Source organism: Cryobacterium aureum (genome assembly GCF_002954245.1).
GTDB classification, from domain to species: Bacteria; Actinomycetota; Actinomycetes; order Actinomycetales; family Microbacteriaceae; genus Cryobacterium; species Cryobacterium aureum.
Genome location: NZ_PPTG01000040.1, coordinates 34,147 through 51,438 on the forward strand (window position 1 = coordinate 34,147; position 17,292 = coordinate 51,438).

Genomic DNA, 17,292 nt, shown 5'->3' on the forward strand with positions numbered 1-17,292 from the left:
ACTCTTCGGCAGCCATGAACTTTGTGGCTCACGGCCCCATCGTTTAGCGGCCTAGGACGGCGCCCTTTCACGGCGTTAACACGGGTTCGAATCCCGTTGGGGCTACGCAAACTGCACGTGCACGAAGCATTACTCGAAATAGAATAGTCTTACCAAGTGCCTCGCACACAGATACACATTTTACATCGAGGCCCTGTAGCGCAGTTGGTTAGCGCGCCGCCCTGTCACGGCGGAGGTCGCCGGTTCAAGTCCGGTCAGGGTCGCAAAGGTAATAGCCCTTTCGAAAGGAAGGGCTTTTTTCCTTAGAAGAGGCGTTTTTTCGACGCAGCTTTGGGGCCCTGTAGCTCAGTTGGTAGAGCGTTCGACTGAAAATCGAAAGGTCACCGGATCGACGCCGGTCGGGGCCACCACCGCCACTCCCTAGGAAACTCACTCGTGAGCAACTCGGGGAGTGGCCTTTTTTTATGCCCATTTGCGGGCTCCGATCCGGCCTCATTTTCTCCTCGCCAGGGCGGGATTAAACGTTCATCCCCGAAAGTTTCCGTTGCGAAGAACTCCCCCATCTGGCGCCGTGAAGACAAGGCCATCCTCCCGCCGATCCTGGCAGCGCGACTTCAGTGAGACGAATATCATCAGAAGGATTCGTGGAGATTCGTCGGTCAGCGCTTGCAAACTTCATAGTCCCCGACAAGACGAGGTGGATCTGCCGGACAGTTGACGGCGCGAGATTCACCGACAGGGCATTCACCCATTCCTGCACATCGCCGCGCGCTACCGTACCCAGCTTTGTCTTCCCCCATCGCGGAAGTACGTGCTTGTCAAGGCTGTGCCGATATCCAGACGGGTGGTTGGCTTGAATTGCACTTGGGCGCTGCACCCTTTTTCAGCCCAGGCCGTGAGTGTGATTCGCGACTTGGTGGGATCAACCCATTCGCCGCGGTCTTTCGACACTTCAACGCCCGAAAGAAATCTTTCTGCGTCTCGTTGAGTGCTGAAGCCGCGTTTGCTCGTCTGCCGGCGATCTGGCATTCGGTATCGTACGCGGTAGAGCTTGCCGTCTGCGGTTGGATAGGACTCGATTGTCGCCATCACGATCCTCCACGTCGAAGAGATCACACTCCGTCTTTTAATGATCCCCTGAATGGAGAGATTGGGGCTGTTTCGACCCTGTTGAATATCGCGGGGTGCGTCAGCGACGAATATCGGTGCTTCAGGCGCAGACAACTCAGCCGACATTTTTGGCACGCGTGCATGGACCGATCGCCATCTGAGTGGAGCGGTGCTGCTTGCCGTGCCTCCCGCAGAACAGCTCGTCATGATCCGCGTTCTCGTTCTTATGAACTGGCATTCAGGATTCACCGCTCGCCGTGGGGTACTCTGCGAGGGAAGACATTGGCAGTCCACTCGTGGACTGTGGGCAGAGAAGTAGGTGAAATGACGCTGGAGCGTGCGGTACGACGACTGGTTGCACCCGTCTCTGTGCCGCCTTTCGTCTCATTGCTTGCCCTGGCCGCACTGCTCTTTGCGGTTTTTGCCATTCATTCCGAGGCGACCGGGCATGCCATGCACACCCCGGCCGCTGCTTCGTCAAGTGTTGTTGCTTCATCGGCTGCCGCTGAGCAATCTTTGGTTATGGGTAGGGCTGCTGTCGTGGCTGCTCCCGTCGTCGCGGCGATCACGTCCGGAAGCCTGGACGGAATGCTGGATTGTGCTCTGCTCGCAATGACGTGCGTCCTGCTCCTCACCCTCGTCGTCATGATTTTCCTGACTCGACTTCCGGCCACGTATCCGCGCCTGCTCGATGCCGGCGGCATCATCCTGGACTCCTGGCGCACCGCCGCCCTGCCTGTTCAGCGACCCAACCTCACCCTTCTCTCCGTCTGTCGCGTTTAAACCGAGATGTAGCTCCGAGCCACCACCTGGCTTCGGAACTTCGCCGTGCCCACGGCCACTCGGTTTCTACTACTTATCGACGAATGGATGAACGATGCTCAAATCACGAACTTTTCTGTATGCGGCTGTGGCACTGGCGGCCACACTGACCCTGAGCTCCTGCGCCGGCGGCAGTCCCGCCACCGACCCAGCAAGCCCCTCCGCGAGCCAAACCACAGCGGCGTTCAATTCAGCGGACGTGACTTTTGCGCAGATGATGATCCCCCATCACGAGCAGGCCGTTCAAATGAGTGATGACCTCCTCGTAAAGGACGGTATCGACCAAAGCGTGATTGACCTCGCAACTCAGATCAAGGCTGCGCAAGAACCGGAGATTGCGCAGCTAAAAGACTGGTTGACGGCGTGGGGCGAGGGTGACAGCAGCATGGGCGGCATGGATGGCATGGACGGCGGCTCTGACGGGATGATGTCCGACGACGACATGATGGCCCTACAGGACGCCTCGGGAGTCGAGGCCAGCACGCTATTCCTGGAACAGATGACGGTGCACCATGAGGGCGCTGTCGCGATGGCGCAGCTCGAAATTGATGATGGTGAGAATGCGGATGCGCAGGCGATGGCCGCCACCATCGTTGAGACGCAGACGGCCGAAATCGCCGTCATGGCCGAGCTCCTCGCCTCGCTCTAAAGCGACACGTTCGGGGCGGATCCTTCTCTGGAAGGCCCGCCATTGGAGCCCAATTTTCTCTTTCTGAATGACCTGCAAGGACATAAGTATGCATTGCCGTCAAATTCTTCAGCTGCTTCGCGTCGCCGGGGCGGTGCTCCGTGGATAACACCGGCCACGTGGCCACAGCGCCCCACATTCCCGGCGCCATTCCACCAATGTCACGACGCGATTTGCGTGCCATGGAGAGCATGCTGCGTACGGGTCGCCCGGACCCCTCAAAATCCGCGCCAGCGGCGAAAGCCGTGCCCCGTTCGATCCCGTTGCGCCAGCGTGTTGCGGCCAGCAGCGCCATGGCGATGATCGCACTGTTTGCAATTAGCACGTCCCTGCCCGCGCTTGCGATCAACACAGAATCACCGCAAGCCGATGCTACGAGCGCCGCTCCGATCGACGATCTGCAAAGCGTCAGCGCCGCGGGGGCGGCATCCGTTCTCGTTGAACGCGACGGGTATACTATCACGGAAGCACCTGAACCGGCCTCGTACACCGAAGTTGCCGGCAACGGGGAATGGGCCAGCCTGAGTCCGGGTCAGCTCAGCGATCAAGGCTGGGCTCTACCCGTTCTGGGCCGAATATCGAGCCCGTTTGGTTCTCGCCCGAACAAACCAGTGGATGGTGTCGGCGACTTCCACAACGGAACCGACATTGCCGCGCCCTGCGGTCAGCCCGTCTTCGCTGCTACCGGCGGCAAAGTTGTCACCTCGGATTATCAGGGCTCCTACGGCAACTGGGTTCTCATCGACCACGGCAACGGCGTCGAGACGGGATATGCCCACAACAGTCAGCTCCTCGTCGACTCCGGTCAGCTGGTTGTGGCCGGTGAAATCATCGCGATAGTGGGATCGACCGGTGCATCCAGCGGCTGCCACGTGCACTTTGAAACACGCGTCGACGGTGAACGCGTCGACGCGGAACCCTTCATGAGCACTCGGGGGGTGTCTCTTGGCTAAGAGCAAGACTGGCGCTCGGTTCGCTCTTGTAGCGGTGACGGTTTTCGCGCTTCTCGGAATCGCGGCACCGGCCGGCGCGGCAGAGTACCCGAGCTGGTCGGATGTGGAATCCGCACGATCGTCCGAGGCTGGTAAACAAGCGCAGGTCACGGAGTTGACCGGGCTGGTCGCAGGCCTCACCGCCGAAGTGGATGCTGCGCGTGCGGAAGCATCTCGTCGCGCATCCACCTATGAGGCCGCGCAAAACGCGTTCGATGACGCGACCCTGCGAGCGACGAACTTGCAGGACCAGGCCGACGCCGCCTCGGCCACCGCCGCCATTTCGGGCGAACAGGCCGGCCGGCTGGCAGCAATGCTCGCACGCTCGGGAAACAGCGACCTGTCGTTGTCGCTGTTCTTGGACGGGCCCAGCGCCAGCGATCTCCTGAATCAGCTCGGTTCCATGAGCAAGCTGACCGAGCGGATGAGTCTGGTCTATGAGTCCGCCGCCGCCGACGAAAACTCCGCTAGATCGCTCACGGATCAAGCTCAGATCGCTCAACAGACGCTCGGTGCGCTGGCTGCGACGGCTGAAACCGCGTTGACCGAAGCGATGGCCGCGAGCATCCGGGTGGAGACGGCACTAGCCGACCAGCAGGAAATTGCCGCAACGCTACAGGCACAGCTTGCCGTTCTGACCGAGGATCGGGCCGCGACGGAAGCCGACTACGCCGCGGGCGAAGAAATCCGCCGGGCAGCCGAAGCAGCCGCCGCGAAAGTGCGCGCCGCCCAAGCCGCTGCGGCCGCAGCTTCAGCAGCCGCAGCACCGAGCAGGCCCCTGGGCGGCAGCAGCACGCCCAACGCACAGGGCTGGACCTTGCCCGTATCAGGCTGGATTAGCTCAGCGTATGGGGCTCGGCCCAACAAACCGGTGGCGGGAGTCGGTGCGTTCCACTATGGAACCGACATCGCCGCGGGCTGCGGGCAGACCGTGTCGGCAGCATCCGCTGGAACAGTCAGTTACGCCGGCTGGCTGGGCTCCTACGGCAACTGGGTCCTCATCGACCACGGCGACGGCACCCAAAGCGGTTATGCGCACAACAGCTCGCTGCTCGTCAGCACCGGGCAACAGGTTTCCACGGGCGCTACCATCGCTCTCGTGGGAACGACGGGTGCGTCCAACGGCTGCCACGTGCACTTTGAAACACGCGTCAATGGTGCCCGCGTCAATCCACAACCCTTCATGAGCGCTCGAGGAGTCACCCTTGGTTAGATTCAACCGGTCACGACGCCGGATCATCGCACTGTCGTTCCCGCTCGTAGGCCTCATAGTTCTCACCGGTTGTTCCGCCAACGATTCGGTTTCGACGGCAGCGTCGCCCAGCATGCATTCGACGTCGGGCGCTTTTGAGCACGTGCATGGCCTCGGTGCTGATCCCCTCACGGGCGACACCTACGCGGCAACCCACCAGGGGGTGTGGCTCATTCCTACCGACGTGCTGCCCGACACCTATCTGACCGGAGCGCCGCGAGCAAACACGACCCAGCCGCGACAGATCGCTGGCTTGGCGCAGGACACGATGGGCTTCACTGTGGCCGCGCCCGGGCAGTTGTTGGCGTCGGGTCACCCCGATCCGACCGAACCCAGCGACCTGGCGCTTCCCAATCTGGGCCTCATCTCCAGCACGGACGGTGCGTCCACCTGGACGGCACTGTCGCTGGCGGGCGAGACCGATTTTCACGATCTGGATGCGGTCCCCCTCAACGACGGCACCCTACGCGTCTACGGGTACGACGCAGGCGCCGGGACCATTGCCGTCAGTGACGACTCCGGCCTCTCCTGGACAGCGGGAGCTAACCTCGCACTCCGCGACCTGAGCACGGATCCAGCGCAGGCCGATCGGCTCTACGCAACGACCGCCGCAGGCGTCATGGTGAGCACCGACGCGGGTCGCACCTTCTCCGCATTGGATGGCGCACCCGCGCTGCTACTGCTGGACACTATCGACGCAAACGCAGGCGGTGGATTGGTCGGTCTGGATCCCAGCGGCGCAGTCTGGCGGCAGGACGCCGAAACGTGGACGCAAACCGGAACGACCGGTCGTGCCCCCGAAGCGTTCACCGTCGTCGGCGGCTCCTCGCCTTGGATCCTTGTCGCGGACGCCACCGGAATCTCCGCCAGCAATGACTTCGGGAGCACGTGGACCGCGCTGGTATCGCTGTCCAGCTAGCTCCGGCACCACCGAACGACACCGGCCATCCGACCGGACTACGAGCGGCTGGCATCCAGGTACGACAGATACCCCTAGAGGTTTAATGGGATATTGTCAACTTACGAAAGGAATCACATCATGATGTGGGGCAATGGAGCTATGGGGTGGTCTTGGGGATACGGACTGCTGGCAATGGTCGGCATCGTAATTCTCGTGTACGTCATCATTCGCTTATCGACAAAAACCGGGAGCGTGGCCCCTGGTCACCGCCGCCGTCAGCGTCCTCTGATCTGACCAGCGCGCGGAAGATCCTCGACGAGCGATTTGCTCGCGGAGAACTAACGGCAGAGCAGTACCGCGACCAGGTCCGGGTGCTCAGCGAAGGCCGATGATGGCCGACATTAGCCGCCGAAATGCTCTCATTCTCGGCGGCGTAGGAATTGGCGGGGTGGCCATTGGCGGGACCGGTTTCGTTGCGAATCAATCCTCGAGGAGGCAGCAGGCTTTGGAAGCTGCGCCTGGGTTCGCCCTGGTTCAGCCCACCGAATTACACAGCACCGGAGGCGTGTTGACGGTGGCACTGGAGTCATCGTCTCAGCCGGTAAGCGTTGCCGGCCGAACTGTGCGTGCGCTCAGCTACAACGGAAGCGTCCCCGGCCCGACACTGCGCGTTCGGGCGGGCGACATCCTTAATATCAGCCTGCGCAATGGTTTGACCGACCCGAGCAACCTGCACGTGCACGGCCTGCACGTCTCGCCGGAAAACAATAGCGACAACATGTTCGTCACGGTCGACGCCGGCGACTCCTTCGAATACCGCTATGAGCTACCCGCAAACCACCCGCCGGGCGTGTACTGGTACCACCCGCACCACCATGGACTCGTCGCCGATCAGATATTTGGAGGCCTCTACGGTGCGATCATCGTAGAAGATGCCAAAGAGATCCCGGCCACCCGGGAGCGCGTACTCGTTATCTCTGACATGACCTTTGATTCTTCCGGTACCATTTCAGCTACCACCGAAATGGAGAAGATGTCGGGCAGGGAGGGCGAGCTCGTTCTGGTGAACGGGCAGCTCACTCCTGACCTGAGCGCCAGCCCCGGCGACCGGGAACGCTGGCGAGTCATCAACGCGTGCACTTCCCGCTATCTGAGGCTTCGACTCGACGGGCAGCAACTCACCCTCCTCGGCATCGACTCCGGCCGGTTCGAATCCGCGCGCGACGTTGACGAAGTCGTCTTGGCTCCAGGCAATCGCGCAGACTTGTTCGTGACCGCTCGCGCGGGCACGTCCACCCTTCGCACCCTCCGCTATGACCGTGGTGCATCCGGCGGGATGATGGGCGGCGGCACGACCAGTTCCGCCGATGTCGCACTGGCCACGTTCGCCGTCGCCGGTGCCAACACCGACGAATTCACCGCAGTACCCGACCAGCTCGCACCACGGGACTTACGTTCCGTTACCGTCACAGCTCGACGCGAATTGGTGTTCGCTATGGGAATGGGAGGCGGCATGGGCGGCGGCATGATGTCAGCCACGATCAACGACCGCACATTTGATGCCGCCCATGTCGACACCACCGTGCAGTTTGGAAGCGTCGAAGAGTGGGCTCTCACCAACACCAGCACTCTCGATCACCCGCTTCACCTGCACGTCTGGCCAATGCAGATTATTGAACAGGATGGCCAATCAGCCGAGTCAGCGATTTGGCAGGACGTCGTCAACATACCGGCACGCAGTACCGTGCGCGTTCGGATCGCCTTCGATGATTTTCGCGGACGGACCGTCTATCACTGCCATATCCTCGACCATGAAGACGCCGGCATGATGGGCATCATTCAGGCGATGTGAGCACCGGTAGGCCTTTGATCAAGAGGGAGATACGCCGAGGATTTGCCCCAGTATCTCTGCTGACTCCCCCGTCCGGTGCCGTGAAGACAGCTGGGAAGTTCTCGGGCCGCAACGAAATCGGGCCGGATGTTCCGTGCCACGTCGGCCTGCCGCCCCGGCGAAGCGAGCGCGTCTGGCAGACCCCACTCCGGCGCCACCATTGCCATGCCACCTCGCACAACTCACACGCCAGATGTCAATTCAGGCTGTCAGCGCTCGTTGAAAACGAGGCCAGTTTCGCTCTTTGAACAGTAGACCACCCACCACGATTGGATGGGTGATTACAGTGCAGGATTGGGCAGAGATTCGGCATCTTCATGTCAGTGAGGGCTTGTCGGTGCGGGCGATTGCGAAGCAGTTGGGCTTGTCGCGGGTGACGGTCACTCGAGCGGTTCATTCGGCTGGGCCTCCGCAGTATCGTCGCGGTTCGAGTCCGTCGGCTTTCGACGGTTTTGAAGGACCCCGCAGACCGGATCACCTATCGGGCGGGTTCTCGACAGCACGGACGTTCATCGCTCTATCGAGAAGCGTCACCTATATCCCCTTACGGCATTTAACGAGATGGACGCACTCGACGAAGCTGGACGCACTGGGTGGCATTCAATTGGCTATGGAATGTACTTCCACGACGTCATTCAATCCAATGAGCAAGGGGAACACCAACGAGTCGCCGCCTTCGGATCCAGCCGACACAGCCTGGAGGGCGAAGGATGGCACCGAATAGGAACAATGTGGTTTCCGTGGGCCTACTTCGCGCGCCCCACGGGGAAGCCAATCGAAGCAGCCGGACCACCCTCTGGTCAAACCACCTAGCCGAACTTCGTTGCATTCGAAGTGCACCCAGACCACGATCTTGGGATTCAATATCCTCCGCCCGCAAGGGCGTCGCCCACCGGAAGGCCAGGGTGAGGGTTCGACAGTGCGTAAGCAAGCGCCGCCGAATGTGCAACTTCATGTGGAGCAAGGCAGTCGTGCCCACGACGGTCACGAGTGCATAGCCATCGCGCGGATCGCCACGTCGCAGAACCGGAGGGTGGCCCATTTTGTGCCCGCTACTTCGCTCACTGGACAACTTCGACGGGTGTGGCGGGGTCGCAACCGCTCGAAGTTGTCCAGTGAGCGGCCAGCTAGGCTCGAATGATGACCGCCCGCACCGTTCTGATCCTGCTCGACGTCGACGGAGTGCTCAACCCACGGCTCGTCGACCAGAGGCTCGTACTCGACCCGGCGCGCGCAGAACTCGTACGCCAACTGGCCGACCTCGGATCCATCGTGTGGGCGACCACTTGGTCTCCCACACACACGTTTCACCTGACCCGGGATCTCGGCCTGTCTTCCGACACCGAGGGCATCGCTTTTCCGCGCAATCTGCACTTCGACCCGTCAAATCCCGCACCCACGGCAAAACTCCACTGGGTCGCCCGCTGGCTGGCCCGGCAGGATCCGCAGCCCGACGCGGTGATCTGGATCGACGACATCCTGCGCCACGATGCCGTCGGCTGGGCCACCGCGCAGGCCCGGCCGACACATTTGGTGCAGCCCGACCTGAACGTTGGGCTCACGGCCGCGCACCTCGACGCGGTACGCCTCTTCGTGGATGGGCTCGCTCCGACGCCATCCTGACGACGCCGTCCTGGCGACACAGCCCGGACGACTCAGTGCGCGCCGTCGGACTTGCCGAGCGCCGTCGCCCAGACCGCTTCCAGCACTCCTGACGCAATGAGCAGAATCCACGACATGACTGATACTCCTCGGCCAGTCTTGTCGCGTTCCGGGTACTTTTCGTCGTCCGGGGCCGCACTCCACGGCCTGCTTCGACCATAGGCACCGCCACTGGGCTAACCATGTGCAGAACCGCGGCCTGCCGCGAAACGGATGCCGCGGCATCCGTTTCGCGCGCCCGTTTGGACCGCGCGGGCGCGGCTGCGGCGGCTAGGCGATGAAGGCGCGGTAGGCCGCGTCGTTCGCGCGCAGCACGCGCAGCACGTTCTCGGTGCCCAGCTTGGCCAGGTCGGCTGCGCTCCAGCCGCGCCGCTCGAGCTCGGCGAACAGGTTGGGGTATTCCGCCACGGTGGCAAGCCCAACCGGCATGTCGGGGCAGCCGTCGAAGTCGCCACCGAGGCCGATGTGATCAATGCCGGCCACGCTGCGGGCATGCTCAACGTGGTCCGCCACGTGCGCCACGGTCACGACCGGCTTCTCCCCCACCGAACCGTTGTCTTCCCAGCTGCGGTAGTCGGCAGAGAGAAAGGCCGGCACGAAGGTGATCATCTGAACGCCACCGTTGGCGGCGAGCTGACTAAGAATTGCATCGGGCACGTTGCGCGGGTGGGGATTTAGGGCAAAACACGAGGAATGGCTGAAGAGAACGGGGAGGGTTGAGGCATCGAGGGCGTCCTGCATGGTGGCAGAGGAAACATGGGACAAGTCGACCATCATTCCGATGCGATTCATCTCGGCAATGACGGCCCGGCCACGCTCGTTCATGCCGTCGTGCGTCACCTCGCCGACCGCCGCGTCGGCCCACTCCGTCGATGAGTTCCAGGTGAGCGTCATGTAACGCACGCCCAACCGGGCGTACTCGCGGAGTACCGCGAGCGAGTTATTCATCTGGTTGCCGCCCTCAACCCCGAGGAGCGACGCAATTCTTCCGCCGTGCCGGGCGCGCCCTACGTCATCGGCGGTGACTGCCCGTTCGAAATCGTCGGGATAGGCGGCAATCAGGCGATGAATGAAGTCGATCTGCTCGAGCGTTGCCTGCACCGAATCCGTGCCCTCCAGGTCGGTGTGCACCCACACCGACCAGAACTGGCCCTGCACCCCGCCGCGCCGCAATTTGGGGACATCCGTTTGCAAATGACTGCGGGCAGAATCCTGCTCCGAGTCCAGCCCGGCAACGGAATAGTCACGATGCTCTCTGCAGGCCCAAGCGAGGTCATTGTGCCCGTCAAGAACAGCAAATTTCGGTTTTCTTACGGTCATCTGAACTCTTCCCGGCAATTGATGCACCATACCAGCCTAGGACCCCCTCCATCGGGCATCTAATGCGCTCAGGCCGTATCACCTCACGGCACTGACGGCGTGATTCCTGCCCGCGCTTGCGGGCCTTACGGGGGGTGTCGGCCGATCTCAGGCTGAGCATTCCCCAACACCTTCCCCCATACAGGGGATTTTGACCCCCATTGAGGTTACAGCGCCGCCGACTTGAATCGGGGTAGTCTCTGCCAGTAAGTTGCTGAGAAAGAATCATCTTCATACGACGCGCTCCATCGAACGACAAGTGCCAGCATCGCCACCTGTTCCTGTAAACCCGACTGCAGGGAATGAAAACGTGACATTCACTCTCCGAACTACCCCAGAACCCGATACGCGCCTCCGTTACCGCCGCGCCACAACGACCACGCCCGGTACTACTTTCACGTTCGACCGTAGGGGGAGTGACGCATGAGTGAATCAGATTCGCCCGCCTCTTTCCAGCAACCTCTGCCCCTTCGGCGTACCGCCAAGCTTCGACTCGTTGACCAGTCGGTGTCCGCGCCCGCCGATATCGCGGTGGACACCCCCTCCTCAGGGCTGATTTGGGCTCGGCGGTACCGAACCAAGCTGCGACTGACCGATGTTGCGGTCATTGTTCTCGCGGTGGGTAGCGCACTGGTCTTCCGGTTCGGCGTGGACGGCATTCCGGCCGTACCGGGATCGTTCAGCGCCAACTATTGGCTCGTTTCACTCCTGATCGTGGCGACCTGGCTCATGACCCTTGAGCTTTTCCACACCAGGGACTCCCGCGTCGTGGGTGTCGGAGCGAGCGAGTACAAACAGGTCATCAATGCCAGTGCTGTCACTTTCGGCATGCTCGCCATCATCTTTCTGATCTTCAACATCGACATCGCTCGGCTGTACTTTGTTCTGGCGCTCCCCCTCGGTATTGCGGCACTGGTTCTCGAACGGTGGCTGTGGCGCAAATGGCTGCTGCACCAGCGCAGGTTCGGCCACTATCTCGCCCGCGTGATCGTCGTTGGAAATCGAGACGACGTAGAATACGTGGTCAGTCAGATCGACACCAAGTCTGGAGCCGCCTACTACATCGTCGGCGCAGCTCTGGAAGACGGCATCGGTGACGATATCTCAGCCGGCGAGCGCGTGGTGCCGATCGTGTCCGACTTCGAGCACGTCGCAGCCGCCGCCGCCGCCATGGGGGTTGACACGGTCATTGTGGCCGGGCAGCCTAGCGGCGGCAGTTCCTACATTCGCAATCTGGGTTGGGACCTCGAGGGCACCTCCGCGGAGCTTGTTCTTTCCAGCCGACTAACGGATGTCGCTGGTCCCCGCATCCACTTTCGTCCGGTTGACGGCCTCCCGCTGATCCACGTCGAAATTCCTCGGTTCGAGGGGGGCCGCCATGCCCTCAAGCGCACCCTGGATATCGTCACGACGGCACTCGCGATCGTGTTTTTGCTCCCCGTGCTCGCCTTCATCGCCGTGCTCATCAAACTCGACAGCCCCGGCCCGGTGCTGTTTCGGCAGGAGCGGTGCGGCCGCAACGGACAGACCTTCCGCATGATCAAATTCCGCTCGATGGTGCAGACCGCGGAAGACGACCTGGCTGGTCTACTCGACCAGAACGAAGCTTCCGGGGTGATGTTCAAGATTCGCAATGACCCTCGAATCACCAAGATCGGCCGCGTGCTGCGCAAATACTCACTCGACGAGCTGCCCCAGCTGTGGAATATCTTTGTCGGCGAGATGAGCCTGGTCGGGCCACGCCCGCCGCTGCCCGAAGAAGTTCAGGTCTACGAAACCCACGTGCACCGCCGCCTGTACATCAAGCCCGGTCTGACCGGCATGTGGCAGGTCAACGGGCGGTCCAATCTCAGCTGGGAAGACAGCGTACGGCTCGACCTCTACTACGTCGAGAACTGGTCACTGGCCGGCGACCTGATGATCATCTGGCGCACCTTCAAGACCGTCATTCAACCAGTAGGGGCATATTGACATGACCGCGGGCATCGAACACACTGCGCCGTCCAGCCGCCGGCGTCTGAGCATCGCAATGATCGGTACCCGCGGAGTGCCCGCAGCCTACGGCGGGTTTGAAACGGCCGTCGAGGAAATCGGGCGCCGGCTCGTTGACCGCGGCCACGACGTGACCGTTTATTGTCGCCGCACGGCCCAGCCGGTTCCAGCGGAGTACCTCGGTATGAAACTGGTGGAGCTGCCGGCCCTGCGCCATAAGATTTTGGAGACGCTGAGCCACACCGGGCTGTCGGTGCTGCACGCAACCCTGCACCGCCCAGCCGATGTCGCCTTCGTGTTCAACGCAGCCAATGCCCCGTTCGTTCCGCTGCTGCGCCTGCGCGGTATTCCCAGCGTCGTGCACGTCGACGGTCTCGAATGGAAGCGAGACAAATGGGGCGGCGCCGGTCGACGCTACTACCGCTGGGCCGAAGAAGTCTCGGTGCGCGAAGCGGATGCCCTCATCGCTGACGCGCAGGGAATCGTCGACTACTACCGGGACGAGTTTTCCATCCCGACCGAACTGATCTCCTACGGCACCCGAATTCTGCACGATACCCCGACCGATCGGCTCACCGAACTCGGACTCCGGCCCGGCGGCTACCACCTCGTCGTCGCCCGGTTCGAACCGGAAAACCACGTCGACATGATTGTCGAGGGATACCGCGCCAGCGGGGCACGCCTCCCACTGGTCGTTGTCGGCTCCGCGCCCTACGCGGCTGACTACACCAACCGCATCAGTGTCCTGGCTGCGTCCGATTCCCGCATTCGCATGCTCGGCAGCGTGTGGGACCAAAACCAGCTGGATCAGCTCTATACACACGCCACCACCTACGTGCATGGCCACTCGGTGGGCGGTACGAACCCGTCGCTGCTGCGGGCGATGGGTGCCGGAACCAAGGTCATCGCGTGGGACGTCGTGTTCAATCGCGAGGTCCTTGGCAGCGATGGCGCCTACTTCTCGCGGGCCGATTCCCTCAGCGGCCTGATCGAAGATGCCGAATTGAACCCCGAGCACGTCGCCGCGGTCGCGGCGGCGCTGCAGCAGCGGGCCAAGGAACTCTACAACTGGGACAGCGTCGCGGCCAGCTACGAAAGGCTCGCTCGGCGAGTGGCCGTTGGCTACAGCACCCATCGACAGAGCAGCGGCCGGGCCGGAGTATCAACCTGGAGCGTTTCCGACACCATGAACCACCAACCGTCAACCGCACCATCTAGGGGGATCACGCTATGACCAGTACCTCGGCCCACGCCACCGCCTCGACCGAAACGTACTTTGACACCGTGCGCCGTTTGTCGTCCGCTCAGAAAACAGCCGCCCGCGGCGCTCCACCGTACTCCGTCTATGTGAACCGACGGGTGGGTCGCTACCTCGCGGCGGGCGCGTTCCGTCTCGGTCTGACCCCGAACAACGTCACCACCATCAGTGCCAGCTTCACGTTCTGCGCGATCGGACTGCTCGCGATCGGCGAACCGAGCTGGTGGCTCGGCCTCGTCGTGTGGCTGCTGCTGGCCATCGGCTACGCCTTCGACTCTGCCGACGGCCAGGTCGCACGCCTGCGTGGGGGCGGCTCCCCCTCGGGCGAATGGCTCGACCACGTCGTTGACTCCATCAAGATCTCCACGCTGCACCTCGCGGTGCTCATCACGATGTTCACGCACTTTCCCCTGTCAAGCTCGATCTGGCTGCTCGTACCGATCGGGTTTGCCGCCGTCGCGGCCGTGTCGTTCTTCGCCATGATTCTGAACGATCTGCTCAAAGCCAAGCATGCGCCAAGGGCTCCACTCTCCACGGCCCCCCGCACCGCGGTGCGGTCACTTCTTGGACTTCCCACCGATTACGGTGTGCTCTGCCTCGCCTTCGTGCTGCTGGGCGCTCCGCTGGCCTTCTTCGGCCTGTACACGCTGCTCTTCATTGCCAACGCGCTATATCTCGCACTGGCGCTGGGTAAGTGGTTTCGCGACATGACCGCGCTGGGGCGCGTGGACGTCGTCCGGCCGTAGTCGGGCATCCGCTGTTCGCACGTGCCAGCTCTGCCGTGTGCCCCGTTCTGGGGATGCTCCCTCTCGCATTCGGAGGTGAGTTTTGATCAGCTTGATTGTAGGGTGAGCGCAACCGGACGGAGAATGCTGTGGAACCAATCGACTATTTGAGGACCATCACGAGACGGTGGCTGCTCATCGCCATCGTGGGCCTTCTTGGCGGCGGCGCGGCGTGGGGCTACGCAACGACCCTCCCCGCCCAGTACCAGGCCACCAACAGCGTCTTTGTCACGAGCGATCGAGGTGCGACCACCAGCGAGTTGTTGCAGTCGTCGACCTTCACGCAAAACCTCGTGCAGTCCTACGCGCAACTCGCCACGACACCAACCGTTCTGGGGCCGGTGATCAACAAGCTCGGCTTGAAGATCTCCACGCAGGCCCTGGCCTCTCGGGTCACCGCGGTCACTCCCCTCAACACGGTGTTCATCAACATCACCGTGACCAGCCGGTCTGCGACGCAGGCCGTGGACCTCGCCGACGCCGTCTCCGATTCCCTCGCCGCCACTGTGCAGAATCTGGCACCGAAAGGGCCAGACAACCTGCCCTCGATCACGGTCAAGACGGTTTCGCCGGCTCAACTGCCGGGCAGCCCCTTTGCTCCCAACACGCAACTGATCATCATCACCGGATTGCTGCTCGGGCTCGTACTTGGCGTGCTCTATGCCCTGGCCCGCGAGGTATTCGACACCCGGGTCAGTACGGAGAAGGACCTCGATCGGGTCTCCTCCGACCCCCTGCTCGGAAAGGTCGGTCGCAAGAAGCGCACCGATCCAGCCGGCCTGGTCATGCGGGTCATGCCCCACAGCGCCCTCGCCGAGGCCTACCGACGAGTGCGGGCCAACCTGGAATTCATCGACGTGGACACCCCGCCGCGTAGCGCCGTGGTGACGTCGGCGGTGACGCGCGATGGCAAGTCCACGACCGCGATCAACCTGGCCCTGGCCATGGCGGAACGCTCGTCACGAGTGCTGCTGATCGACGCCGACCTGCGGCGCCCGTCGATCGCCGAGCTGTGTGACCTCGAAGGCGATGTGGGACTCACCACCGTTCTGCTGGGCGATGTCGACCCCGACGACGCCATTGTGCGCTGGTCGGACGGCATCGACGTGCTGCCCTCCGGCGCAGTGCCACCCAATCCGGGGCAGCTCCTCGGGTCGGCGGCAATGAAAACCCTGATGGAACGCCTGCTGCTCGACTACGACTTCATCGTCATCGATTCCCCGCCACTTCTTCCGGCCACGGATGCACTCGGCCTGGCCCACCTCACCGACGGTGCCATCGTCGTCGCTCGCTACAAATCGACCACCCGCCAACAGCTGGCCACCACGCTGGAGTCGCTCGAAGCGGTCAACGCCCGCATCCTCGGCATCGTGCTCAACCAGGTGCGCGAACGTCGCGCCGAGGTGTACTACGGACCGCTCGCCCCGGTGACCGGTCCCGTGCCGCTGACGCCGGGAACGGCCAACCGGGTCACCGCCACCCGGGCACCCCGCACCACGTTTGATGAGACGGGCCGTCGCAGCTCCCGAACGTCGGATTCGGCGCGGTCGTCGTAGTGCGGGTCCTCCAGTCCTTTCCGGAGGGTCGCGCCACGACGAATCCCTACCTGCTGCAACTGAGCCGGTCACTGCGCCCGCACGTGGAGGTGCTCGGCTTCACCTGGCGCCGGGCGCTCACGAGCCGGTACGACGTGTTCCACGTGCACTGGCCGGAGATTCTCCTGCAGGGTCGCACACCGGGCCGGGCGCTGGCCAGACGGATGCTGTTCCGCCTGTTCCTGGCGCGGCTGCGGCTGCGTCGCACCGCGGTGGTGCGCACGCTGCACAACGTGCGCAGCCACGAGCTCGCACCGCGGCAGGACCAACGCTTGCTCGAGCGGTTCGACCAGCGCACCACGCTGTGGATTCGGCTCAACCCATTCACACCGGTACCCGCCGGCGCGCTCGAACGCACCATCCCGCACGGGGACTACCGCGACTGGTACTTCGACCAGCCATCGGGCGCGACCGTGCCTGGCCGACTGCTCTACTTCGGGCTCATTCGCCCGTATAAGGGTGTGGACGCCCTGGTCGAATCCTTCCGACAGCTGGGCGCTGGACTCCCCGACGATCCCCGGCCGACGCTGCGCATCGTGGGGGCTCCGCAATCGAGCGAGCTGGCCCAGCAGCTGCAGTTCGGCGCGGCCGGCGAACCACGCATCGAGTTCGTACTGCGCCACACCAGCGATGCCGAGCTGGCCGCCGCCATTCAGGCAGCCGAACTGGTCGTGTTGCCGTACACCGAGATGCACAACTCCGGCGCCGCACTGCTGGCCCTCTCGCTGGACCGGCCGGTCTTGGTGCCGCAGAACGCGGTGACCACCGCCCTGGCCGACGAGGTCGGTGCCGAGTGGGTGCTTTGCTACAGTGGGCCGCTGTGCGCCGAGGTTCTCGCCGATGCGCTCGTGCGCGTGCGGCGACCTCGGTCCACGCCCGCACCCGATCTCTCGCGCCGCCGGTGGTCGGTCGGAGCGGCCGAACACGTCGACGCCTATGGCCGGGCCGTGCTGTCAGCCCGCTCGCGCTGAACCAGAGGATCCCG

The 17,292-nt window shown here is 63.0% G+C and carries 13 protein-coding genes, 3 tRNA genes, 2 pseudogenes and 1 riboswitch; of the genes and pseudogenes, 16 read left to right on the forward strand and 2 right to left on the reverse strand.

What is annotated here, in order from left to right:
* Window positions 1-32 precede the first annotated feature (32 nt).
* The 11 genes and pseudogenes from CJ028_RS14895 to CJ028_RS14950 all read left to right on the forward strand — a co-directional run bounded on the left by CJ028_RS14895 (window position 33) and on the right by CJ028_RS14950 (window position 9,279).
* Window positions 33-105 (forward strand) — tRNA-Glu (locus CJ028_RS14895).
* Window positions 106-189: 84 nt separating this feature from the next.
* A tRNA-Asp gene (locus CJ028_RS14900) sits at window positions 190-263 on the forward strand.
* A gap of 71 nt (window positions 264-334) precedes the next feature.
* A tRNA-Phe gene (locus CJ028_RS14905) sits at window positions 335-410 on the forward strand.
* Between the two features lie 1,024 nt (window positions 411-1,434).
* Entirely contained in the window at window positions 1,435-1,893 is a 459-nt protein-coding gene (locus CJ028_RS14910; RefSeq protein WP_105036018.1) for a hypothetical protein, read from the forward strand.
* Window positions 1,894-2,020: 127 nt separating this feature from the next.
* The gene (locus tag CJ028_RS14915; protein WP_338064146.1) at window positions 2,021-2,581 is read left to right on the forward strand and encodes a DUF305 domain-containing protein; all 561 of its coding nucleotides are present in this window, start codon (window positions 2,021-2,023) and stop codon (window positions 2,579-2,581) included.
* 284 nt (window positions 2,582-2,865) lie between these two features.
* Window positions 2,866-3,573, forward strand: a complete 708-nt coding sequence (locus CJ028_RS14920; RefSeq protein ID WP_161498999.1) for a M23 family metallopeptidase — start codon at window positions 2,866-2,868, stop codon at window positions 3,571-3,573.
* Complete coding sequence (locus CJ028_RS14925; RefSeq protein WP_129590511.1) at window positions 3,566-4,825, forward strand: M23 family metallopeptidase; 1,260 nt, start codon at window positions 3,566-3,568, stop codon at window positions 4,823-4,825. The genes CJ028_RS14920 and CJ028_RS14925 overlap by 8 nt, the downstream gene beginning before the upstream one ends.
* Window positions 4,818-5,783 carry a WD40/YVTN/BNR-like repeat-containing protein gene (locus tag CJ028_RS14930; protein WP_129590512.1) on the forward strand — a complete coding sequence of 322 codons (966 nt, stop codon included), beginning with the start codon at window positions 4,818-4,820 and terminating at the stop codon, window positions 5,781-5,783. The genes CJ028_RS14925 and CJ028_RS14930 overlap by 8 nt, the downstream gene beginning before the upstream one ends.
* A gap of 487 nt (window positions 5,784-6,270) precedes the next feature.
* Window positions 6,271-7,617: a multicopper oxidase family protein gene (locus CJ028_RS14940; RefSeq protein ID WP_338064147.1), complete on the forward strand. Its 1,347-nt coding sequence runs from the start codon at window positions 6,271-6,273 to the stop codon at window positions 7,615-7,617.
* A gap of 325 nt (window positions 7,618-7,942) precedes the next feature.
* A pseudogene (locus CJ028_RS21510) lies at window positions 7,943-8,080 on the forward strand (helix-turn-helix domain-containing protein); the annotation flags it as partial.
* A gap of 716 nt (window positions 8,081-8,796) precedes the next feature.
* Window positions 8,797-9,279 (forward strand): HAD domain-containing protein, encoded by a 483-nt coding sequence (locus tag CJ028_RS14950; protein ID WP_129590514.1) that lies wholly within the window; start codon window positions 8,797-8,799, stop codon window positions 9,277-9,279.
* 41 nt (window positions 9,280-9,320) lie between these two features.
* On the opposite strand, the pseudogene CJ028_RS21515 reads toward CJ028_RS14950, so the two are convergent.
* Together CJ028_RS21515 and CJ028_RS14960 are read right to left on the reverse strand one after the other, a co-directional pair.
* Window positions 9,321-9,395 (reverse strand): annotated as a pseudogene (locus tag CJ028_RS21515) (QacE family quaternary ammonium compound efflux SMR transporter); the annotation flags it as partial.
* Window positions 9,396-9,406: 11 nt separating this feature from the next.
* Window positions 9,407-9,470, reverse strand: a riboswitch (guanidine-III (ykkC-III) riboswitch).
* A 118-nt stretch (window positions 9,471-9,588) separates the two neighbouring features.
* Window positions 9,589-10,638 carry a dipeptidase gene (locus tag CJ028_RS14960; RefSeq protein ID WP_105036025.1) on the reverse strand — a complete coding sequence of 350 codons (1,050 nt, stop codon included), beginning with the start codon at window positions 10,636-10,638 and terminating at the stop codon, window positions 9,589-9,591.
* Between the two features lie 462 nt (window positions 10,639-11,100).
* Here CJ028_RS14960 and CJ028_RS14965 point away from each other — a divergent pair, with 462 nt between their 5' ends.
* The 5 genes from CJ028_RS14965 (at window position 11,101) to CJ028_RS14985 (ending at window position 17,278) form a co-directional block, all read left to right on the forward strand.
* On the forward strand, window positions 11,101-12,648 hold the full coding sequence (locus tag CJ028_RS14965) for a sugar transferase (RefSeq protein WP_105036026.1): 1,548 nt from the start codon (window positions 11,101-11,103) through the stop codon (window positions 12,646-12,648).
* A 1-nt stretch (window position 12,649) separates the two neighbouring features.
* Complete coding sequence (locus CJ028_RS14970; RefSeq protein WP_105036027.1) at window positions 12,650-13,903, forward strand: DUF1972 domain-containing protein; 1,254 nt, start codon at window positions 12,650-12,652, stop codon at window positions 13,901-13,903.
* Entirely contained in the window at window positions 13,900-14,673 is a 774-nt protein-coding gene (locus CJ028_RS14975; RefSeq protein WP_105036028.1) for a CDP-alcohol phosphatidyltransferase family protein, read from the forward strand. The genes CJ028_RS14970 and CJ028_RS14975 overlap by 4 nt, the downstream gene beginning before the upstream one ends.
* Window positions 14,674-14,801: 128 nt before the next feature.
* Entirely contained in the window at window positions 14,802-16,268 is a 1,467-nt protein-coding gene (locus CJ028_RS14980; protein WP_105036029.1) for a tyrosine-protein kinase domain-containing protein, read from the forward strand.
* The gene (locus CJ028_RS14985; RefSeq protein WP_105036030.1) at window positions 16,268-17,278 is read left to right on the forward strand and encodes a glycosyltransferase; all 1,011 of its coding nucleotides are present in this window, start codon (window positions 16,268-16,270) and stop codon (window positions 17,276-17,278) included. The genes CJ028_RS14980 and CJ028_RS14985 overlap by 1 nt, the downstream gene beginning before the upstream one ends.
* The last annotated feature ends 14 nt before the right edge of the window (window positions 17,279-17,292 follow it).